Origin of the sequence: Pseudomonas sp. PDM28, from assembly GCF_019219115.1 — a bacterium.
In the GTDB taxonomy this organism is placed as follows: Bacteria; Pseudomonadota; Gammaproteobacteria; order Pseudomonadales; family Pseudomonadaceae; genus Aquipseudomonas; species Aquipseudomonas laurylsulfatiphila.
In genome coordinates, this window is sequence record NZ_JAHUWG010000005.1 from 405227 (window position 1) to 421993 (window position 16767).

Below are 16767 nucleotides of genomic sequence, written 5' to 3' on the forward strand. Positions count from 1 at the left end.
GCCGGGAGAATAAGGGATCTGTTTCCGGGCTTAACGCCGCGCTACGGTTTCTTTATTTGCCTGCCGGGATCTATACGCAAAAGATACGCGCGTGGCTCAGCGCTGAACGCCGACCAACATCATCATCGGCCGCTCGCGCTCTTCGGCCAGCGCCGGTTGCGCCGCCACCTCGGCATCGCTCGGCCCCCATTCGTTGACATGGCGGATGCTGAAACCCGCTGCAATCAGCAGGTTGAGCAAGGTGCCAATGGTGCGATGCTGCTTGATCACACCTTCGGCCAGCCAGTGGGTCACGCGCTCGCCTTCACGCTGATAACCGTCCACCGGCCAACCCTTGCGGCCCTCGGCATCGATGATCCAGCCAGGGTTACGCGGTGCCATGAAGATCGGGTGCTCGATGGAAAACACGAACTGCGAACCGGGCTTGAGCGCCGCATGGACATTGGCGAACAACCCCGGCAAGTCCTTGATGTAGTGCAGCGCCAGGGAGCTGTAGGCCAGGTCCAAACCGCCGACCGGCAGATCGAGGGCTTCCAGGTCGGCGCGTTCATAACGGATGTTTGATGCGGCGGTGGTTTTGCGCGCCTGCTCCAGCATCTTTTGCGAAACATCCAGACCGAGCACGCTGTCAGCGCCTTGCTCACTGGCCCAGCGACAAAACCAGCCGTAACCGCAGCCGAGATCCACCACCTTCAAGCCCTGCATGGGCGGCAGCATGGCCCTCAGCGCCGGCCATTCCGGCGCGGCATCGAGACCGCCGATGGAGCGGGCCATCTGGCTGTAGCCGTGGAAAAACTGAGGGTCGTCGTAGATGTTTTGGGTCATGTTCGGGTGGCTCTGTTGAAGTACTCACATGATAAGTGAAGGCTCCCTCGCCATAACAGCATGCCGCCCGGTGCAATCTTAGGACGGCTCTGCATCCATACGTCGAGCGATCACATCCAGCACATCGCAACCATCGCGCAACGGCACGCAGCAGAGCAATGCGAAGTCGCTCAGCACCACGGTGTCAGAGGTCAGGTCGCCGCGCATTGCGAGGTTTTCGAGGAGTTGCGTTACCGCTCGGATGCGGTAACTGGCGGTGCTAAGCAGTGAGTGCAGCGGTTGTGTGGTGTTGACGAACAGCGAGGGCAAGTCGTCGGCGTTGCTGGTTAAAGCCATGTATTCATTCATGAGTGATTACCATGTTGGAGGAGGATGCACCACTCAATCGTCGCCAAACAATAGGGTGGTAGCTGTACGCGGGTTGGCGAACCGGACCATGGTAAAACCGGCAGACCCGAAGGTCTCCCACGCACAGCTACCAAAAAACAGGTAGCCAACTGCGTTCAAAAGCGCTCCGAGAAACTCTCGGAGGCTCCTGTACCACGGCATCGAGTCGCCAAACCCGATACGCCATTTGGGCGCGGTCGGACTATAGGGCTCATGACAAAGGCACAGCAATGCGCAAGTGTACGGACAATTCCCAGTGTCGTGTAGGACGTTGCTTTTTCTAGCGTTGATGTCGGTTTGGCCCTTAAAAGTGGGACCTAAACGAAAGCGTTGGCAGGGGCATCACTAAATTCCGCGTACAAAAAACGGCCACTCGGACTAATGCCGATCAGTTAAGCCCCGGACATTGTGGGAGCGAGCTCGCGATGGCAGACTGTCAGGTACCCCTTGTTTGACTGTCCAGCCGTCATCGCGAGCAAGCTCGCTCCCACAAGGTTTGCGGTGATCAAACGCTTAACTGACTGGCATTAGCCACTCAGACCGGTCTTCTTTTCAGCTGCAGTTGCACGCTATCCAGTTCTACCGAAGATCACTCTTCACCAGCTCCCATCACTCGATCCTCAAACGCGGAGCGCACTGCATTCACAACACGTTGCGCCATGCCTTCATCTTCAAGCTGCGGGTATCCTTTCTTCAGCTTTCCGGACACCACCCAGCCGTTCTCCTTGATCGAACGGATGATCCGGTTCGCATCCTGATCCGGCATCTCGAGCACTTCTTTGAGTTGTTCCTGCGCTCGCTGAAAGATCATTAAAACGCGTGCTTCATCCGCCATCTCCGTACGAATCGTGTGCTCGACGACGCGAGCGGTGTACAGGACATGTTCGGTCAGGTCTGGGTAGCGCCAGGCAAAGCCTGCGTCTTTGTATTCATCGAAGGTGAAGTTGCTGGGAGTGCCGTCTTCGTAGGTCACGAGTTCGCCAAACCCATAGGCCGCCGCGTAACGGCGCATAAACGGTCGTGAAAACACCTCGAGCGTACGGTCGTAGCCTGCCCGGAAATCGATCGAACTGGTGATAGTGGCTGACACGGGCAGGATCACGCCGTCGGGCACGGCCTTGTCCCTGATCAAGGTGTCGTTGATCAGGAAGCGATGAATCCGGCCGTTGCCGTCACGCATGGGATGTATGTACACGAAGCCGAATGCTAGCACTGCGGCGCGTGCCACTGACTCGGCACCCCGCGTTGCGATCTCGAACTCGTTGAGGCCTTCCAGTAGAGGGGCAAGTTCTTCAAAGTGCGGGGCAATGTAATGCACGATGTCCTCGCGCATTGTGGCCTGACCTACAAATACCGGGGAGCGCCGCAAGCCGAGCCCAATGGCATCTCGCCCCAGAATGCCGGCTTGCAGGGAACGCAGGCTGTCATTGCTTAATGGGGCTTCGATATGGCCGCAGTGCTGGGCAATGACATGCGCAAAACGCTGGATGCGATCAGCCTGGTCGGCCTCTTTTTCGATGAGAAAGCTGGCTCGTGACTCCTTGAACGTCAACCAACTGGCCGTACGCATCAAGATATCGGCACCAAAGGTTTGATCCAACTCCTTCAACGCCGCGCCGAGATCGAATTGCAGAGCCTCATTGACTGCCGTCGTACGACGAACCAAAGGGCAAAAACCGGGTGTACCGGGCAGGTTGTTTTTGACTCGCCAACGTCGAACTCGTGGTGGTTCACTACGGGTGAGGTAGTCCTGCGCAGAAAGTGCATCGACATAGCCACCGTTGGTTACGTCTGGCACATCCAGACTTTGCCCTGTCAGCCATTCGTAGAGAAACCCCGTGCGGCGAGCATATTGGCCAAAAGGCTCTCGCCGGCACCAGGCTTCGACAGGTTCGGGTCCGGTCTTTGCAAACAAGCGAGCAAAGAATTCGAGATGGATCTCTTCGTATTTGAGGCCGAATTCGAAATGCCCTGAGAAATCGTCGGCAGGCCGGTAGCTCGGGGGATACTGATTCTCCGTATGCCCGCTGCTTTCGCGACTGACACGTGTCGTGCCAATCGTCGATTCGACGCGCAGTGGCTGTGCCAGAACGATGTCGTACTGGTTTGCGAGTGCCTTTAAACCGACCTGCATTAACAAAATCCTTTACTGGGACGATAGAAACGCTAACGAATACCTGATCCTACGCGAAAGCGTTAATTTTTGTAGGGAGATGAAAAGGCCAATGGGCACCGAAATTCGCTAACAAATCCACATTATGTGAAAAAAACGCTAACGGAACTTTTATAGTAGTCGCTTCTGCGCAGGAGCACTCTGCGTATGGATGGGTGTCAGGTAAGCCGTCTGAACAAAAAAATTGCGCAGGGTCCGGATGAAGAGACCCCTATGCCTGCGAGCCCCGATGGCCACAAAACTATACGAGCGCCAAGTCTTGCGGGTCGATTCCGCGCTGTTGCGAATGCAGGGTGAGCCTCGTGGCGCTACACGCCAACTGAGCTAATCTTTGGGCAGCAGGTGGTACCCGACGAGAACAGCTCGACTATGAAAATATTGGTAAAGGCCATCGATTATCCCATAAGAGTTTTTAAAGCGGAATGGCCGAATTTAGTGTTGTGGGCTTTTTTGTTGTCACCGCTGATAATTAGACTGATCACAAACCATCGATACTCGAAAATTGATTTGTTGGCCATATATACCGCTACTATTTCAGTGCTGTGGCTTTTGGCGATTCGATTTGCTTCGTTCAATCAATTCAAAACTCACGTCGTTCTTCTTCCGTTCTATTTGTTGGCGGCCGTCGATCTATTCCTTGTTCTGAATTTCAATTCGAGATTCACGGCGGCCTATGTGTTTATCGGTTTGAATAACTACAAGGAGGCAAGTGATTTTCTGTCGACTTATTGGCGGCCGCTTACCGTCGTTTTGATAATATTCGTCGCTTGCTATGGGGTAGGGCTCATCGGTCTGTATAAGCGTGAGTTATATAAAAGCAAGGGTGTTTTCGTTTTGGCCATTAGTGCTTTGCTTTTGGGGTATGGCGCGTATTTTTATAAAACGGTCAAGGTCAACTCTTTCGGGAAGCATGCGGTACTGGATCTCGTTGCAAAAGATCAAAGCACCCCCGTCGGGTACTTGTCGCAAATAGGCCTTACGACTCACCTGTATTTGCAATCAAAGCAGTTTATCAAGCAGCGCCAGGAATCGGAGGTGAAAATAACCAGTGTTTCGAATGAGTCAAATATAGAAACTGTTGTTTTTGTAATCGGTGAGTCATCGCGGCCGCAAAATTGGTCTCTCTACGGATATGACAAGCAGACCACCCCGAATCTCGACAAGTTGGCAGGGATTTACAAGTTCAATCGCATGTGTACGACAGCCCCCTATACGTCGGTCGCCGTTCCCTCAATGCTCAGCCTTGAGCCTATTTCGGATTGGAATGCCATTGCGTCAAAAAAGTCCTTGGTGGGTATATATCGCGCAGCGGGTTACATGACCTATTGGTTGTCAGTGCAGGAAGTCGATAGTTTCGGCGGAATCATTCCGCAAATAGCAGCAGAGGCTCAAAATTGGCAATATTTTGAAAGGAGCTATGACGGTGCATTGATGCCGGAATATAAAAAAATATTAAACAAAGACAGTGCGCAAAAACAGGCCATATTTATTCATATCAAAGGCAGTCATTTCGAGTACTCGCGCAGGTATCCAGATGATTTCAAAAAATTCAAGCCGTCAACCAGTGGCGTAAAAGATAAAATCACCGCGGATTATGATAATACCATCTTGTATACGGACTGGTTGTTAAGCTCAATTATCGAGCAGTTGAAGTTAAGTAAGAGGCCGTCGGTATTATTTTATTCATCGGATCATGGCGAAAATATCATGGATGATAGTCGAGGATTGTTGGGGCATGGGATTGGCAATAAATATGATTTGCTGGTTTCGGCGTTTGTCTGGGCATCCGATAATATTTCAGGCCAGCAAGCGCTCAAGCTTTCAAAGTTGAAGGAGAGGGAGAATCAAAGAGCTAGCATTTCGTCCTTGCCGCATACGCTTTTAAATTTTACTGGCGTTCTCACGAGTGAATACAGGCGTTCGGATGATTTGCTTAGCAATGATTTTGTGACGTCGAAATGTCCATACCTGCTCGGCACAGGGTATGTTCCAGCGTTTGATTTTGATGCACTTTAAACCGGCCAGATCGTTTTTCGGCGGGGCAACATGAAATGGCGTGGAGGATTTGGTCTGCCGCTTGACGGAGAGACTGAATGTCCCCCAATTTGGCCCTCAGCTCGTTGACAATACGTACAGGCGCTGCTGAAAGCCTTGAAATTAGTGGAGCGGGTGAAGGGAATCGAACCCTCGTTATCAGCTTGGGAAGCTGGAGTAATGCCATTATACGACACCCGCTCAGAGCGGCTGACTTTGTACCAGATACGCGCGGGGATTTGAAGTTTTTCTTTGCCCCAGATGGCTTTAGCACAGGTGAAACGATGCATGGACCGCATGACAGTCGATCGCGGGCAAGTCTCGCGCCTGCAGAATACGTTTGATTCAGCAGGGCGGGGCTTGCTCGCGATGACTCTGTTTCAGAGTGCCAATGCATGGTGGTCCTGGACGTAGTGGTAACGCGGTCGGCTATCGTGCTGGGCCGGTTTCAGGAACCCCATCAGTGCGTTGCGGCTGTCTCGGCAGGCGGCCTTGTGCTCCATGTCGAGAAAGTGGCCGGTGGCCTGAAGGGTCGTGAAGGTGGCGTGTTGCACGTGGTTGGCGAACAACCGTGCGCCATCGGCGGCGGTGTATTCGTCCCATTCGCCGTTCATGAACAGCACCGGCACGTTGATTTTTTCCGCCGCTTTGAAAAAGCATTGGCGATCGCTGTGCAGCAGGTCGCTGATGTGGAAGTGCATCTGCCCGTATTCATGATCGGCCAGGCTGCTGACGTGCCGATAGTTGAAGCGCTTGAACAGGGTCGGCAGGTGTTTGCCGATGGTGCTGTTCACCAGGTTGCCGACGCGGTCGCCATCCCGGCTGCCGAGGTAATCGACGCCGCGCTCGAGGTAGTCGAGCATGTGCGCGTTGATCTCCGGGGAGAACGAGCTGATCACGGCTTTTTCGATGCGTCGTGGCCGTTGGGCCAAGGCGACCAGGGTCGCGGCGCCACCCCAGGAAAACGACAGCACGTGCTCGGCGGCGAAGTGGTCGATCAGCTCCAGGAGGATCTGCCCTTCGACTTCCTTGGTCAGCAATTTCTCGTGCAGGTTGTGGGCTTTTGACCGGCCCGCATAGGGCTGGTCGTAGCAGACGACGTTGAACTGCGGATGGAGGTTTTTCACGGTTTGTGCAAACGACGCAGTCGTGGCCATCGAGCCGTTGACCAGGATAATGGTCTTCTCTGCGGCGTCTGCGCGATAGAACTCCGTGTAAACCCGATACTGACCCTGTATATCCAACACAGCGATTTCTGGCCTCATGTCATAAGACTCCTGGCAAGCGGGTATGCGCGCAATAGAGATTGCACGAGCTTTGTGACAGGTAGGCATACGCCTGGAATTTGAGAGGCCCATGTCGATCCAATGCAGTCCGGTCGACGGGTATTGTTATTGGCGGGCAGTCTGCCGGGTGAGGCCGGAACCCTTGGGTTCCTACCGGCAAAAAGTTTCTTAGAAGTATGGGGTGACTCATCGGTCACATTTCGGCCGACGTCCTGATTCAAGCAGGGGTCACGTCATCGCGCAAGTGCCATTGGTAAATTGTTCGACAACTTCTGCTCAGCGGTCGCCTGCTTAGATCAATCCGATCTCTTCATCGCTCAGTGGGCGGTATTCGCCCGGTTTCAACGCATCGTCGAGCGCCAGCGGGCCCATGCGTTCGCGGTGCAGGCGCATCACCTTGTTGTTGAAGTGGCCGAACATGCGCTTGACCTGGTGATAACGGCCTTCGACGATGCTCAGGCGCGCGCATTTCGGCCCGAGCAGCTGCAGCCCGGCAGGTTGCGTGGTGAGGTCTTCGAAGGCGAAGTACAGCCCTTCGTTGAACTTGATCGCGTATTCAGGGCCGATGTCCTGTTCGGTTTCAACGTAATAGACCTTGGGCAGTTTGGTCTGTGGTTGGGTCAGGCGCCGCGACCAGCTGCCGTCGTTGGTGATCAGCATCAGGCCGGTGGTGTTGAAGTCCAGGCGCCCGGCGATGTGCAGCTCGTCCTTGTCCGGCTCATGGATCAAATCGAGTACGGTCGGGTGTTGCGGATCCCGGGTGGCGCTGACGCATCCGGCGGGTTTGTGCAGCATGAAATGGCGCAGGGGTTTACCGACTTGCAGCACGTCGCTGTCGACTTCGACGCGGCTGAACTCGCGGACTTGGCTGTGCGGGTCGCTGACGACTTTTCCGTCGATCCTGACGCGTTTTTCCACCAGCAACAGGCGCACCTGCTTACGGTTGAAGCACGGCAGGTTGCTGAGGAATCGGTCGACACGCATGACTTAGGGATCAGTGAAGAAAGGGCCGCGCATCTTACTTGATCGATTCGGACGCTGCTTGCAACTGCGCCTCGACCTCGGCGCAGTGCGGGCACAGGCACGAGGCGTTGCGCAGTTGCGCCGGCAGGGCCTGGAGCACGGCCGGGTCGATGCTGACGCCGTAGCACCAGCAGGCGCGGTCGGCGGTTCGCGGGTCGGCCAGGGCGCAGTCGTTGGGTGCGCCGCAGGCGGGACAGAGGTCAGGCTGGTTCATGGATGGAGTGAGCCATTTCCACACAGGTTCGGTTACGGCCACTTTGCTTGGCCCGGTACATCGCATGATCCGCCCGTGACAGCAGGGTGTGCAAGGTGTCATCGGGCTGCAGGGTGGTCAGGCCGATGCTGACGGTCACTCGCAAGATCTGGCCTTTGTAGGTGTAGCTCTGTTGCTCCACGTACTGACGAATTTTCTCGGCAATTATCAGACCGATCTGACCATCGGTGTCCTTGAGCAGCACGATGAACTCTTCACCGCCCCAGCGGCAGACGATGTCGGAGTGCCGCAGGCAGCTCTTCAGATCCTGGGCAAAGCCATTCAATACCTGATCGCCGGCCAGGTGGCCATAGGTGTCGTTCAACACCTTGAAGCGGTCGAGGTCCAGCAGCAAGGCGGTCAGCGGTTTGGGCTCGCGCCGGGCTTCGTGCATGGCCTGTATGGCCAGCAGGTCGAAGCCGCGACGGTTGGGCAGTTCGGTCAGGCTGTCGAGGGTGGCCTGGGCCTGGATCTTGTCCTGAAAGCGCTTGATGACCTGGTTGAGCAGGGCCAGCACGATCAGCGTGACCAGCAGGCAGATCAGCAGGTTGAGGTACAGCGACTGGCGGATTTCACCCAGGGCGCTGTCCTCGCGTTTGTCGACGAACAGGTACCAGTTCAGCTCCGGGATGAACCGCACATTGAGGAAGTGCCCCTGGCCCTGCACGGAATATTCGTAGCTGCCGCTGTGGGGTTTGGGCAACCGACTGACCAGGTCCTTCATGCTGTCCAGCTCACTGAGTTTCTGCCCGATGCGCGCACCTTGCGGACCGCCTTCGGCGCCTGTCAGCACGAGACGCCCGAAGTTGTCGACGAAATATACGCTGCGCTGATAACGCTGCTGGTACTTGTCGATCAGCTTGATCACGGCGTCGACGGTCAGGCCAACCCCGGCTGCGCCGATGAACCGGGCGTTGTAGTCGTAGACCTTGTAGTTGATGAAAAAGGTCAGGTTGTCCTTGTTGGCGAGGTCCGGATCGACGTTGATTTCGTACGGATCCTTCATGTCCCGCACGCGAAAATACCAGGCGTCGCGGGGCTCGGTGGCCTTGACCTGCTTGAGCACACCCTTGGCGTGGTAGTAAGTCAGGCTGGTGTTGGAGACGAAGAAGGCGGTGTAGGCGCCGTAGTGGGTCATGACTTCGTTGAGGTAACGGGTCATCTGGTCGGAATCCTTCTCGCCATTGACCACCCAGTCGCGCATGAAGGTGTCGCGGGCCATCATCGAGGAGATCAGGATCGGCCTGACCAGGTCTTTCTGGATTTCCGAGTAGACCGTGTCCGAGGTCAGCGGCAGTTCGGTGTTGACGATATTGTCGCGGATCGAGGCCCTGGAGGCGTAGTAACTGAGAAAGGAGGTGGCGAGGAAGCCTGCGCCCAGCAATGCGACCAGCGTGAGCACCAACGAGCGTTGAGAGTACAGCGGCGAGCGAAGCGGCATGGCAGTTCCATTGGCAGTCATCCGATGCAAGCATTCTAAGGGTACTGCCGGGAAATAACTGCTCCATGTGCGCTGCGAATGGTCGTAAATCTTGCACGGACCTTGTGGGAGCGAGCTTGCTCGCGATGGCGGCGTGTCTGCCACATCAAGGCTGAATGTCACACCGCTATCGCGAGCAAGCTCGCTCCCACAGGGTTATGAGTCTGGTGTTTAACCCAATGTTTTCAGATACATCCGCCAACCGCCGAAATGACTGATGTTCACCGCACCCTCCAGCCCATACGCCTCGCAGATAAACCCGCTCTCCCAGCGGCCGTCCGCCAGTTGCACCTTGCCCAGTCCCAGCGGTGCCGGAATCCCGGTCAGGAACGAACCCAGTTCTCGGCTGGGCAACTCCCAGACTTCCACCGCGATCGCCACGCCGCCATCCTTCACGCGCACCATGCCTGGACGCAGCGGCGGGCCGCCGGCCAGGGCATAGAGTTGATAATCCGGCGAGCTGAAGGTCGTTTCCAGCAACCGGGCACCGCGCTGCTTGAGCTGCCAATTCAACGCCAGCCCGTCCAGATGCGCGCCGCAAACCACCAGCCGCGCCCGATCATGGCGGGCTACCGGCGCCGGTGCAGGAGCGGCCAAGCCTTGCTGGCGCTGCAAGGCATCCGCCACGCTCAACAGGTACTGATCGGTGAAGGCTCGGCCAAACAACGTCACGCCCCATGGCAGGCCGTTGTCCATGAAGGTGCTGGGCACGGCGACGGCGGCGTAGTCGAGCAGGTTCATGAAGTTGGTGTAGTAGCCGAGGTCCGAATTGCGCAGTACCGGTTCGGCCTTGAGTTCCGCCAGCGACACCGGGCGGCCGATGGTGGGCGTGACGACACAATCGAGGCCTTCCAGCGCTGCGTCGCACTGGGCCTTGAGCGCTTGTAGCCGGTATTGGGCGCGGAAGGTCTGCACGCCGTCGACGGCGGGTGCCTTGGCCAAGACAGCGCGAATCACCGGCAACACGGCCTCGGGGTTTTGTGCCATCAGCTCTCCGGCCACGCTGTAGCGCTCGGCCACCCACGGGCCTTCATAGAGCAAGCGTGCGGCCTCCAGAAACGGCGACAGATCAAGCTCCACCGCTTCGCCGCCCAAGGCCTTGAGACGATCGATGGCATCGCCGAACAACAGCGGGCCTTCGGGGCAACCAAAGAATTGCAGGTCCTGTGCACGTGGCACGCCGAACCGGAACGGCCGTGGCGTGCCGAACGCCGAGCCGTCATTCCACAGCGGGTTGCTGCGGCTGTATTCGTCCCGTGGGTCGAGGCGTGCGGTGAGCGCCAGCAACCGGCTGGCCTCCCGCGCGGTGGCGGTGAACGTAGTGACGCAATCGAGCGTACGACAGGCCGGTACCACGCCGGCCGTCGAGATCAGGCCCTTGGTGGCTTTCATGCCGACCAGGTTGTTCAACGCCGCCGGTACACGCCCGGAGCCGGCGGTGTCGGTACCCAGGGAAAAACTCGCGACCCCGAGCGCCACCGCCAGCGCCGAACCGGCGCTGGAGCCGCCCGACGGATACTCCGGCAACACGCTGTTGGGGCACACGCCATAGGGTGAGCGGCTGCCGTTGAGCCCGGTGGCGAACTGGTCGAGGTTGGTCTTGCCCAACGGAATCGCACCCAGGGCCAGCAGTTGCTCGACGATGGTCGCCGAACGCTCCGGCACGTAGGCAAATGCCGGGCACGCCGCCGTGGTTGGAATGCCCGCCAGGTCGATGTTGTCCTTGATCGCGAACGGCACGCCGTACAGCGGCAGGCTGTCGAGGTCGCGACCGTCGAGGGCGGCGAGGTACGGCTCCAGTTCCTCGGCGCTGAGCAAGTGGATGAACAGGTGATAGTCCGGATTCAGCGCCGCCGCTTTGTCCCGCAGGTTCAACAGCAGTTGGCGGGGCGTGGTGCTGCCTTCGCGGTAGGCGCTGCGGAGGGCGTCGAGTTGCAGATTGATGTTCATGGCATGAGTCCTTTTCAAAATGGGTTCAGTCGAGTTCCAGCACCACGACGCGCTGTCCGGCGCGCACCGCCGAACCCGGTTGCACGCGCACCTCGCGCACCACGCCGGCCATGGGGGCGAGCAGGGGGATTTCCATCTTCATCGACTCCAGGATCACTAGCACATCACCGGCCGCGACGCGCTTGCCGGCCTCGACCTGGACCTGCCAGAGGTTGCCGGCGATGTGGCTGTCGACGCTCTGTTGACCGCTGGCCAGCGGCGCCTCATCGGTCGCCTCCGGGGCCGGCTCTTCGCTGTCGAAATGCGCCTGGCCACTGGCTATCCAGCGCTCACGCTCGGCATTGAATGCGCCTTTTTGCTGCTCGCGAAACGCGCCGATGGTCTCGGCTTCCTGCGTCAGAAACGCTTGGTAATCCGCTAGGTTCAACTGACTGTGCTCGATGTTCAGGTCGAAGCGCCCGAGGGGGAAATCCCGGCGAATGCGCAACAGTTCATCGGCGCTGACCGGGTAGAAACGGATCTGGTCGAAAAACCGCAGCAACCATGGCTTGCCATCGAACGCGGCGACTTCGCGGTAGCGGTTCCACATCTGTAGCGTGCGCCCGACAAACTGATAACCGCCGGGGCCTTCCATGCCGTAGACGCACATGTACGCGCCACCGATGCCCACCGAGTTCTCCGCGGTCCAGGTGCGCGCCGGGTTGTACTTGGTGGTGACCAGGCGATGGCGCGGATCGAGCGGGGTGGCGACCGGTGCGCCGAGGTAAACGTCGCCCAGGCCCATCACCAGGTAACTGGCGTCGAACACCGTGCGTTGCACCTCATCGAGGTTCGGCAGGTCGTTGATGCGGCGGATGAACTCCAGGTTGCTCGGGCACCAAGGCGCGTCCTTGCGCACCGTGGTCATGTATTTCTCGATGGCCAACTGGCACGCGGGGTCATCCCAGGACAGTGGCAGGTGGACGATGCGCGAGGGCACTTGCAGGTCCTTGGCGGCGCACACGGCGTCCCATTCGCCGGCGACGATGCCGAGCAGGTCGGCCAGTGGCAGTTGTTCGGGTTGGTAGTGGACTTGCAGTGAGCGGATGCCTGGCGTCAGGTCGATCACGCCGTGCAGGTGTTGGCTTTCCAGGGCTTGCATGAGGGCGTGGGCGCGGAAGCGCAGGACCAGATCGAGTTCGGGGGCGCCGATTTCCAGCAGCAAATGCGTGTCGCCCGACAGCCGTGCAACCAGCCGCGTATCTCCCTGCCCGATATCCAGCACCACAGGCGACACAACCCCCTGTAGGAGCTGGCTTGCCAGCGATGAAGTTGATGCGGTGTCTGGTCGGGCCCCATCGCTGGCAAGCCAGCTCCCACAGGTATCCCATTTGCGGGCGAGATCGCGGGCGGTCTTGAGGTCGATGGGGGAGAACTGCACCTTGTCCCCCGCCTTCAGTTGACCAAGCTGCCAAAGATCCGCCTCGATCACCGTCACCGGGCACACGAACCCGCCAAGGCTTGGGCCATCCGGGCCGAGGATGACTGGCATATCACCGGTGAAATCCACCGCACCGATCGCATACGGATTGTCGTGAATGTTCGACGGATGCAAACCCGCCTCACCACCGTCGGCACGTACCCATTCAGGCTTCGGCCCGATCAGGCGCACACCGGTGCGGCTGGAGTTGAAATGCACTTCCCACTGGGTGGCGAAGAAGGTGCCGATGTAGTTTTCGGTAAAGTATTCCGGGGCACCGTGGGGGCCGTAGATCACGCGGATCTGCCGCACGGCAGGCAACTCGCTGACCTGAGATTCAGGCAGTTGCGCCCCGGTGCTACGGTTGCTCAGCGCCGGCACATGCAGCACATCACCGGCGCGCAGCGCGCGACCGCCATGCCCGCCAAACTGACCAAGGGTGAAGGTGCTTTTGCTGCCCAGATAATCCGGCACTTGCAGGCCACCGCGCAGGCACAGGTAGCTGCGCGCACCCGCACCGGCAATCGTTCCCAGGCTCAACGTCGAGCCCGCCGGAACCAGCAGCGCGGTGTTCATCGGTACGGTTTCACCGTTCAACGCCAGTGGAATCGCCGCGCCCGTCACCGCGATCACCGCATCGCAATTGAAGCGCAGCAACGGCCCGCTCATGGTGATTTCCAGCGCCGCAGCACCTTCGACATTGCCCAACAACAGATTGCCCAGGCGCAACGCGCGACTGTCCATCGGCCCCGACGGCGGCACGCCCACCGCCCAGTAACCGAGGCGGCCGGGATAGTCCTGGACGCTGGTCTGGGTGCCGGCGCTGAGCACTTCGAAGGTGTTGGCCCGATACACCAGTCCCTCGAGGCAACGGGTCCACGGCTGACCGCTGGCGAATGGCGTATCAACCAGAATCTGCCGCAGGTAATCGCGGTTGGTTTCCACGCCGTAGAGCTGGCTGTCATCCAAGGCCTGGTGCAGATCGGCAGCGGCTTGCTCGCGGGTCGGTGCCCAAGTGATGAGCTTGGCGATCATCGGGTCGAAGTACGGCGGGATCTCACAACCGGCCTCGACCCAGGTGTCGATGCGCAGCTGTTTGCCATCGGCGTCAGGGAAATTCACCGCCGTGAGCAAACCGGGGCTCGGCTGGAAGTCGCGACCCGGATCCTCGGCGTAGAGGCGTGCCTGAATCGCGTGGCCATCAGCTTTCAAATTCTGGCTCAATTTGCTCAGCGGCGGCAGCTCACCGGCCGCCAGTTGCACCATCCAGCGCACCAGGTCGACGCCCCACACCTGCTCGGTGACGCCATGTTCCACCTGCAAACGGGTGTTCACTTCCAGGAAATAGAAACCCCGGGCATCGCTGTCGAAGACGAACTCCACGGTGCCGGCGCTGCGGTAGTTCACCGCTTTGGCCAGTTTGATCGCCGCCGCGCACAGTTCATCGGCCATGCCCTCGGGCAGGTTCGGTGCCGGGGTTTCCTCAAGGACTTTCTGGTTGCGCCGCTGCACCGAACAATCGCGCACACCGAGGGCAATCACCTCGCCGCGACCATCACCGAACACCTGCACTTCCAGGTGACGGGCGCGCTGGATGTACTTCTCGATGAACACTCCGGCGTCGCTGAAATTGTTCTGGCCCAGGCGTTTGACCGCTTCGAAGGATTCGCTCAACTCGGCTGCGCTGCGGCACACGCGCATGCCGATGCCGCCACCGCCGGCGGTGCTCTTGAGCATCACCGGGTAGCCGACCTGTTCACCGGCGATCAATGCGGCGTCGAGGCTCTCGAGCAACTCGGTGCCTTCAAGCATGGGCACACCCTGTTGTTTGGCGAGGGCGCGGGCGGTGTGCTTGAGGCCGAACACCCGCAGTTGTTCCGGTGTCGGGCCGATGAAGGCGATGTCGGCGGCTTCGCAGGCTTCGGCGAATGTGGCGTTTTCCGAGAGGAAGCCGTAACCGGGATGGATCGCGGTGGCGCCGCTGGCTTTGGCGATGGCGAGGATTTTATCGACCGCCAGGTACGTGCCGGCGGCTGCGCCTTCCCCGAGGCTGTGCGCCTCGTCGGCCTGCAGGATGTGCAGGCTGGCCGCGTCGGCTTCGGAGTAAACGGCGACACCCTGCACGTGCAGTTCACGCAAGGTCCGCAGGATGCGGCAGGCAATGGCGCCACGGTTGGCAATCAGGACTTTTTCGAACATGGCATAACCCCCGGAGGCGATTGCGCATCAGCCTCGACTGGGATGCGGGCCGTCCCGCAGTTTTTTGAAAGGCATCGGGGTCGTCCCCGGTGGCAGAATCACAAATTTCAAAACCACCGCCGCCCCCTGTGGGAGCGAGCTTGCTCGCGATGGCGGAGTGTCAGTCGACTTCAAAGGAACCTGTGTCGACTCAATCGCGAGCAAGCTCGCTCCCACAGGGTTAATCAGTGTTCTTGCTGTTTGATGCACTGCCCTGAACGGGCCTGGCACAAGGCAAATAACCAGCGGCGCAGTCTCGGGAATTTCAGTTCCATACCAGCAGCTCCGCAGGGGTGGGGTTGTAGGCGTTGCACGGGTTGTTCAGTTGCGGGCAGTTGGAGATCAGCACGATCACGTCCATCTCGGCGCGCAGGTCGACGTACTTGCCCGGCGCGGAAATCCCGTCTTCGAACGTCAAGCCACCGTCGGCGGTGACCGGTACGTTCATGAAGAAGTTGATGTTCGGCCCGATGTCGCCCTTGCCCAGGCGTCCGTCGTGGACACAGGCGCGCAGATAGTTGTCGCGGCAACTGTGCATGTAGCGCTTCTCCAGGGCGTAGCGCACGGTGTTGCTCTCTTGCGCACAGGCGCCGCCGAGGGTGTCGTGACGCCCGCAAGTGTCGGCGACGATGGTCAGCATCGGTTTGCCGAGGTTGGAATACAGCACGCTGCCGGTGCTCAGGTACACGCTGTTCTGCCGGCGCAACGTGCGCTGCACGTCGTAGCGCTCCTTGGGATTGGCGACGCTGTAGAACAAGGTGTCGACGGCCTGATTGCCTTCAAGGTCGAGGATGCGCAGGGTCTGGCCGGCCTTGACCTCCATCAGCCAGGGTTCGCCGGCGGGGATGGTGGCGCGGTAGATCGCGGTGTCTGGTTGCCTGCTTGTGTGAACGGCAGCGGTAGCGATTGCGAGTGACATGGCAGCGATCCTCAGGCGAACAGACGGTCGGTGTTGATGAAGCCGCGCTCGTTTTCCGGGCGCGAGGTGCGGCAGTGTTCGGCGACGCTGGCGTCGGCGTTCATCCAGCTGAGCTTCAGCGGTTTCGGTGCATATTCCGGCGATGGATCCATCGGGTGCTGCAGGGCGGTGAGCACCATGAGGGAGTCCATCGGTGCGTACAACTCGATGTAGTCGCCAGCCTTGGAATTGCCCTCGACGAAATGGAAGCGCCCGGCGTCATCGACGTTCACGCGGCTGAACAGGTTGAGGGTCATCAGCAGGTCGGACAGGCCCAGTCCCCACTTGCCCAGTTCCACCAGCAGGTTGTCGGTGCCGTTGCGGAAGAAGCCATTGCGCAGTTCCTGGTAGCGGCCGGCGCCGTATTTTTCTGCGACCTCTTCAGCGCAGAGCACGCCACCCAGGCTGTCGCTCCAACCGCAGGTGTCGGCGGTGATGGCGGCCAGCACGCGGCCCATGTCCGAGTACAGGCAGTGGCCGGCGGTGAGCTTGGCGGTGTGTTGGCATTTGAGGCTGTCGGGCAGGTTCAGGCGCTCGGTTTTTTCGTTGGCGTTGAGCAGTGTCAGGCTGACGTTGGCGCCGCCGCGCAGGTCGGTCAGGCGCAGCAATTGACCGCGCTTGAGCACGAAGGAACGATGGCCGCCGCCGGGGAGCATTTCTTCGGCGAAGGGCGGGAACAGCTGGGTCGAATCAGTCATTGT

12 protein-coding genes and 1 tRNA gene are annotated in these 16767 nt (G+C 59.2%); 1 reads left to right on the forward strand and 12 read right to left on the reverse strand.

Annotated elements, in window-relative coordinates; genetic code table 11:
- Positions 1-96 precede the first annotated feature (96 nt).
- From KW841_RS13880 to KW841_RS13890, 3 genes are all read right to left on the reverse strand, one after another.
- On the reverse strand, positions 97-825 hold the full coding sequence (locus tag KW841_RS13880; protein ID WP_218476970.1) for a bifunctional 2-polyprenyl-6-hydroxyphenol methylase/3-demethylubiquinol 3-O-methyltransferase UbiG: 729 nt from the start codon (positions 823-825) through the stop codon (positions 97-99).
- Positions 826-903: 78 nt separating this feature from the next.
- Positions 904-1173, reverse strand: a complete 270-nt coding sequence (locus tag KW841_RS13885; protein WP_095966257.1) for a short-chain dehydrogenase — start codon at positions 1171-1173, stop codon at positions 904-906.
- A 628-nt stretch (positions 1174-1801) separates the two neighbouring features.
- Positions 1802-3346 (reverse strand): Fic family protein, encoded by a 1545-nt coding sequence (locus KW841_RS13890; protein WP_218476980.1) that lies wholly within the window; start codon positions 3344-3346, stop codon positions 1802-1804.
- Positions 3347-3754: 408 nt separating this feature from the next.
- Between KW841_RS13890 and KW841_RS13895 the strand changes: the two genes are divergently transcribed.
- Positions 3755-5401, forward strand: coding sequence for a phosphoethanolamine transferase (locus tag KW841_RS13895; RefSeq protein WP_218476983.1), 1647 nt, complete (start codon positions 3755-3757; stop codon positions 5399-5401).
- A gap of 145 nt (positions 5402-5546) precedes the next feature.
- Here KW841_RS13895 and KW841_RS13900 read toward each other — a convergent pair.
- From KW841_RS13900 to KW841_RS13940, 9 genes are all read right to left on the reverse strand, one after another.
- Positions 5547-5620 (reverse strand) — tRNA-Gly (locus KW841_RS13900).
- Positions 5621-5799: 179 nt separating this feature from the next.
- Positions 5800-6684 carry an alpha/beta fold hydrolase gene (locus tag KW841_RS13905; RefSeq protein WP_007979844.1) on the reverse strand — a complete coding sequence of 295 codons (885 nt, stop codon included), beginning with the start codon at positions 6682-6684 and terminating at the stop codon, positions 5800-5802.
- A gap of 312 nt (positions 6685-6996) precedes the next feature.
- Positions 6997-7689, reverse strand: a complete 693-nt coding sequence (locus tag KW841_RS13910) for a pseudouridine synthase (protein ID WP_218476986.1) — start codon at positions 7687-7689, stop codon at positions 6997-6999.
- A gap of 34 nt (positions 7690-7723) precedes the next feature.
- Complete coding sequence (locus tag KW841_RS13915; protein ID WP_218476988.1) at positions 7724-7942, reverse strand: cysteine-rich CWC family protein; 219 nt, start codon at positions 7940-7942, stop codon at positions 7724-7726.
- Positions 7929-9422 (reverse strand): sensor domain-containing diguanylate cyclase, encoded by a 1494-nt coding sequence (locus tag KW841_RS13920; RefSeq protein ID WP_218476991.1) that lies wholly within the window; start codon positions 9420-9422, stop codon positions 7929-7931. Before KW841_RS13920 ends, KW841_RS13915 begins: the two co-directional genes overlap by 14 nt.
- A gap of 210 nt (positions 9423-9632) precedes the next feature.
- Positions 9633-11411, reverse strand: a complete 1779-nt coding sequence (atzF, locus tag KW841_RS13925; RefSeq protein ID WP_218477004.1) for an allophanate hydrolase — start codon at positions 11409-11411, stop codon at positions 9633-9635.
- A gap of 25 nt (positions 11412-11436) precedes the next feature.
- Positions 11437-15069 carry an urea carboxylase gene (gene uca / locus KW841_RS13930; RefSeq protein WP_218477006.1) on the reverse strand — a complete coding sequence of 1211 codons (3633 nt, stop codon included), beginning with the start codon at positions 15067-15069 and terminating at the stop codon, positions 11437-11439.
- Between the two features lie 304 nt (positions 15070-15373).
- The gene (locus KW841_RS13935; RefSeq protein WP_007979832.1) at positions 15374-16027 is read right to left on the reverse strand and encodes an urea amidolyase associated protein UAAP2; all 654 of its coding nucleotides are present in this window, start codon (positions 16025-16027) and stop codon (positions 15374-15376) included.
- An 11-nt stretch (positions 16028-16038) separates the two neighbouring features.
- Positions 16039-16764, reverse strand: a complete 726-nt coding sequence (locus KW841_RS13940; protein WP_218477008.1) for an urea amidolyase associated protein UAAP1 — start codon at positions 16762-16764, stop codon at positions 16039-16041.
- Positions 16765-16767 lie beyond the last annotated feature (3 nt).

What these genes read in the sequence shown, in the direction of transcription:
- KW841_RS13880 (WP_218476970.1), bottom strand. Translation starts at nt 825, where the DNA reads ATGACCCAAAACATCTACGACGACCCTCAGTTTTTCCACGGCTACAGC.
- KW841_RS13885 (WP_095966257.1), bottom strand. Translation starts at nt 1,173, where the DNA reads ATGAATGAATACATGGCTTTAACCAGCAACGCCGACGACTTGCCCTCG.
- KW841_RS13890 (WP_218476980.1), bottom strand. Translation starts at nt 3,346, where the DNA reads ATGCAGGTCGGTTTAAAGGCACTCGCAAACCAGTACGACATCGTTCTG.
- KW841_RS13895 (WP_218476983.1), top strand. Translation starts at nt 3,755, where the DNA reads ATGAAAATATTGGTAAAGGCCATCGATTATCCCATAAGAGTTTTTAAA.
- KW841_RS13905 (WP_007979844.1), bottom strand. Translation starts at nt 6,684, where the DNA reads ATGAGGCCAGAAATCGCTGTGTTGGATATACAGGGTCAGTATCGGGTT.
- KW841_RS13910 (WP_218476986.1), bottom strand. Translation starts at nt 7,689, where the DNA reads ATGCGTGTCGACCGATTCCTCAGCAACCTGCCGTGCTTCAACCGTAAG.
- KW841_RS13915 (WP_218476988.1), bottom strand. Translation starts at nt 7,942, where the DNA reads ATGAACCAGCCTGACCTCTGTCCCGCCTGCGGCGCACCCAACGACTGC.
- KW841_RS13920 (WP_218476991.1), bottom strand. Translation starts at nt 9,422, where the DNA reads ATGCCGCTTCGCTCGCCGCTGTACTCTCAACGCTCGTTGGTGCTCACG.
- atzF (WP_218477004.1), bottom strand. Translation starts at nt 11,411, where the DNA reads ATGAACATCAATCTGCAACTCGACGCCCTCCGCAGCGCCTACCGCGAA.
- uca (WP_218477006.1), bottom strand. Translation starts at nt 15,069, where the DNA reads ATGTTCGAAAAAGTCCTGATTGCCAACCGTGGCGCCATTGCCTGCCGC.
- KW841_RS13935 (WP_007979832.1), bottom strand. Translation starts at nt 16,027, where the DNA reads ATGTCACTCGCAATCGCTACCGCTGCCGTTCACACAAGCAGGCAACCA.
- KW841_RS13940 (WP_218477008.1), bottom strand. Translation starts at nt 16,764, where the DNA reads ATGACTGATTCGACCCAGCTGTTCCCGCCCTTCGCCGAAGAAATGCTC.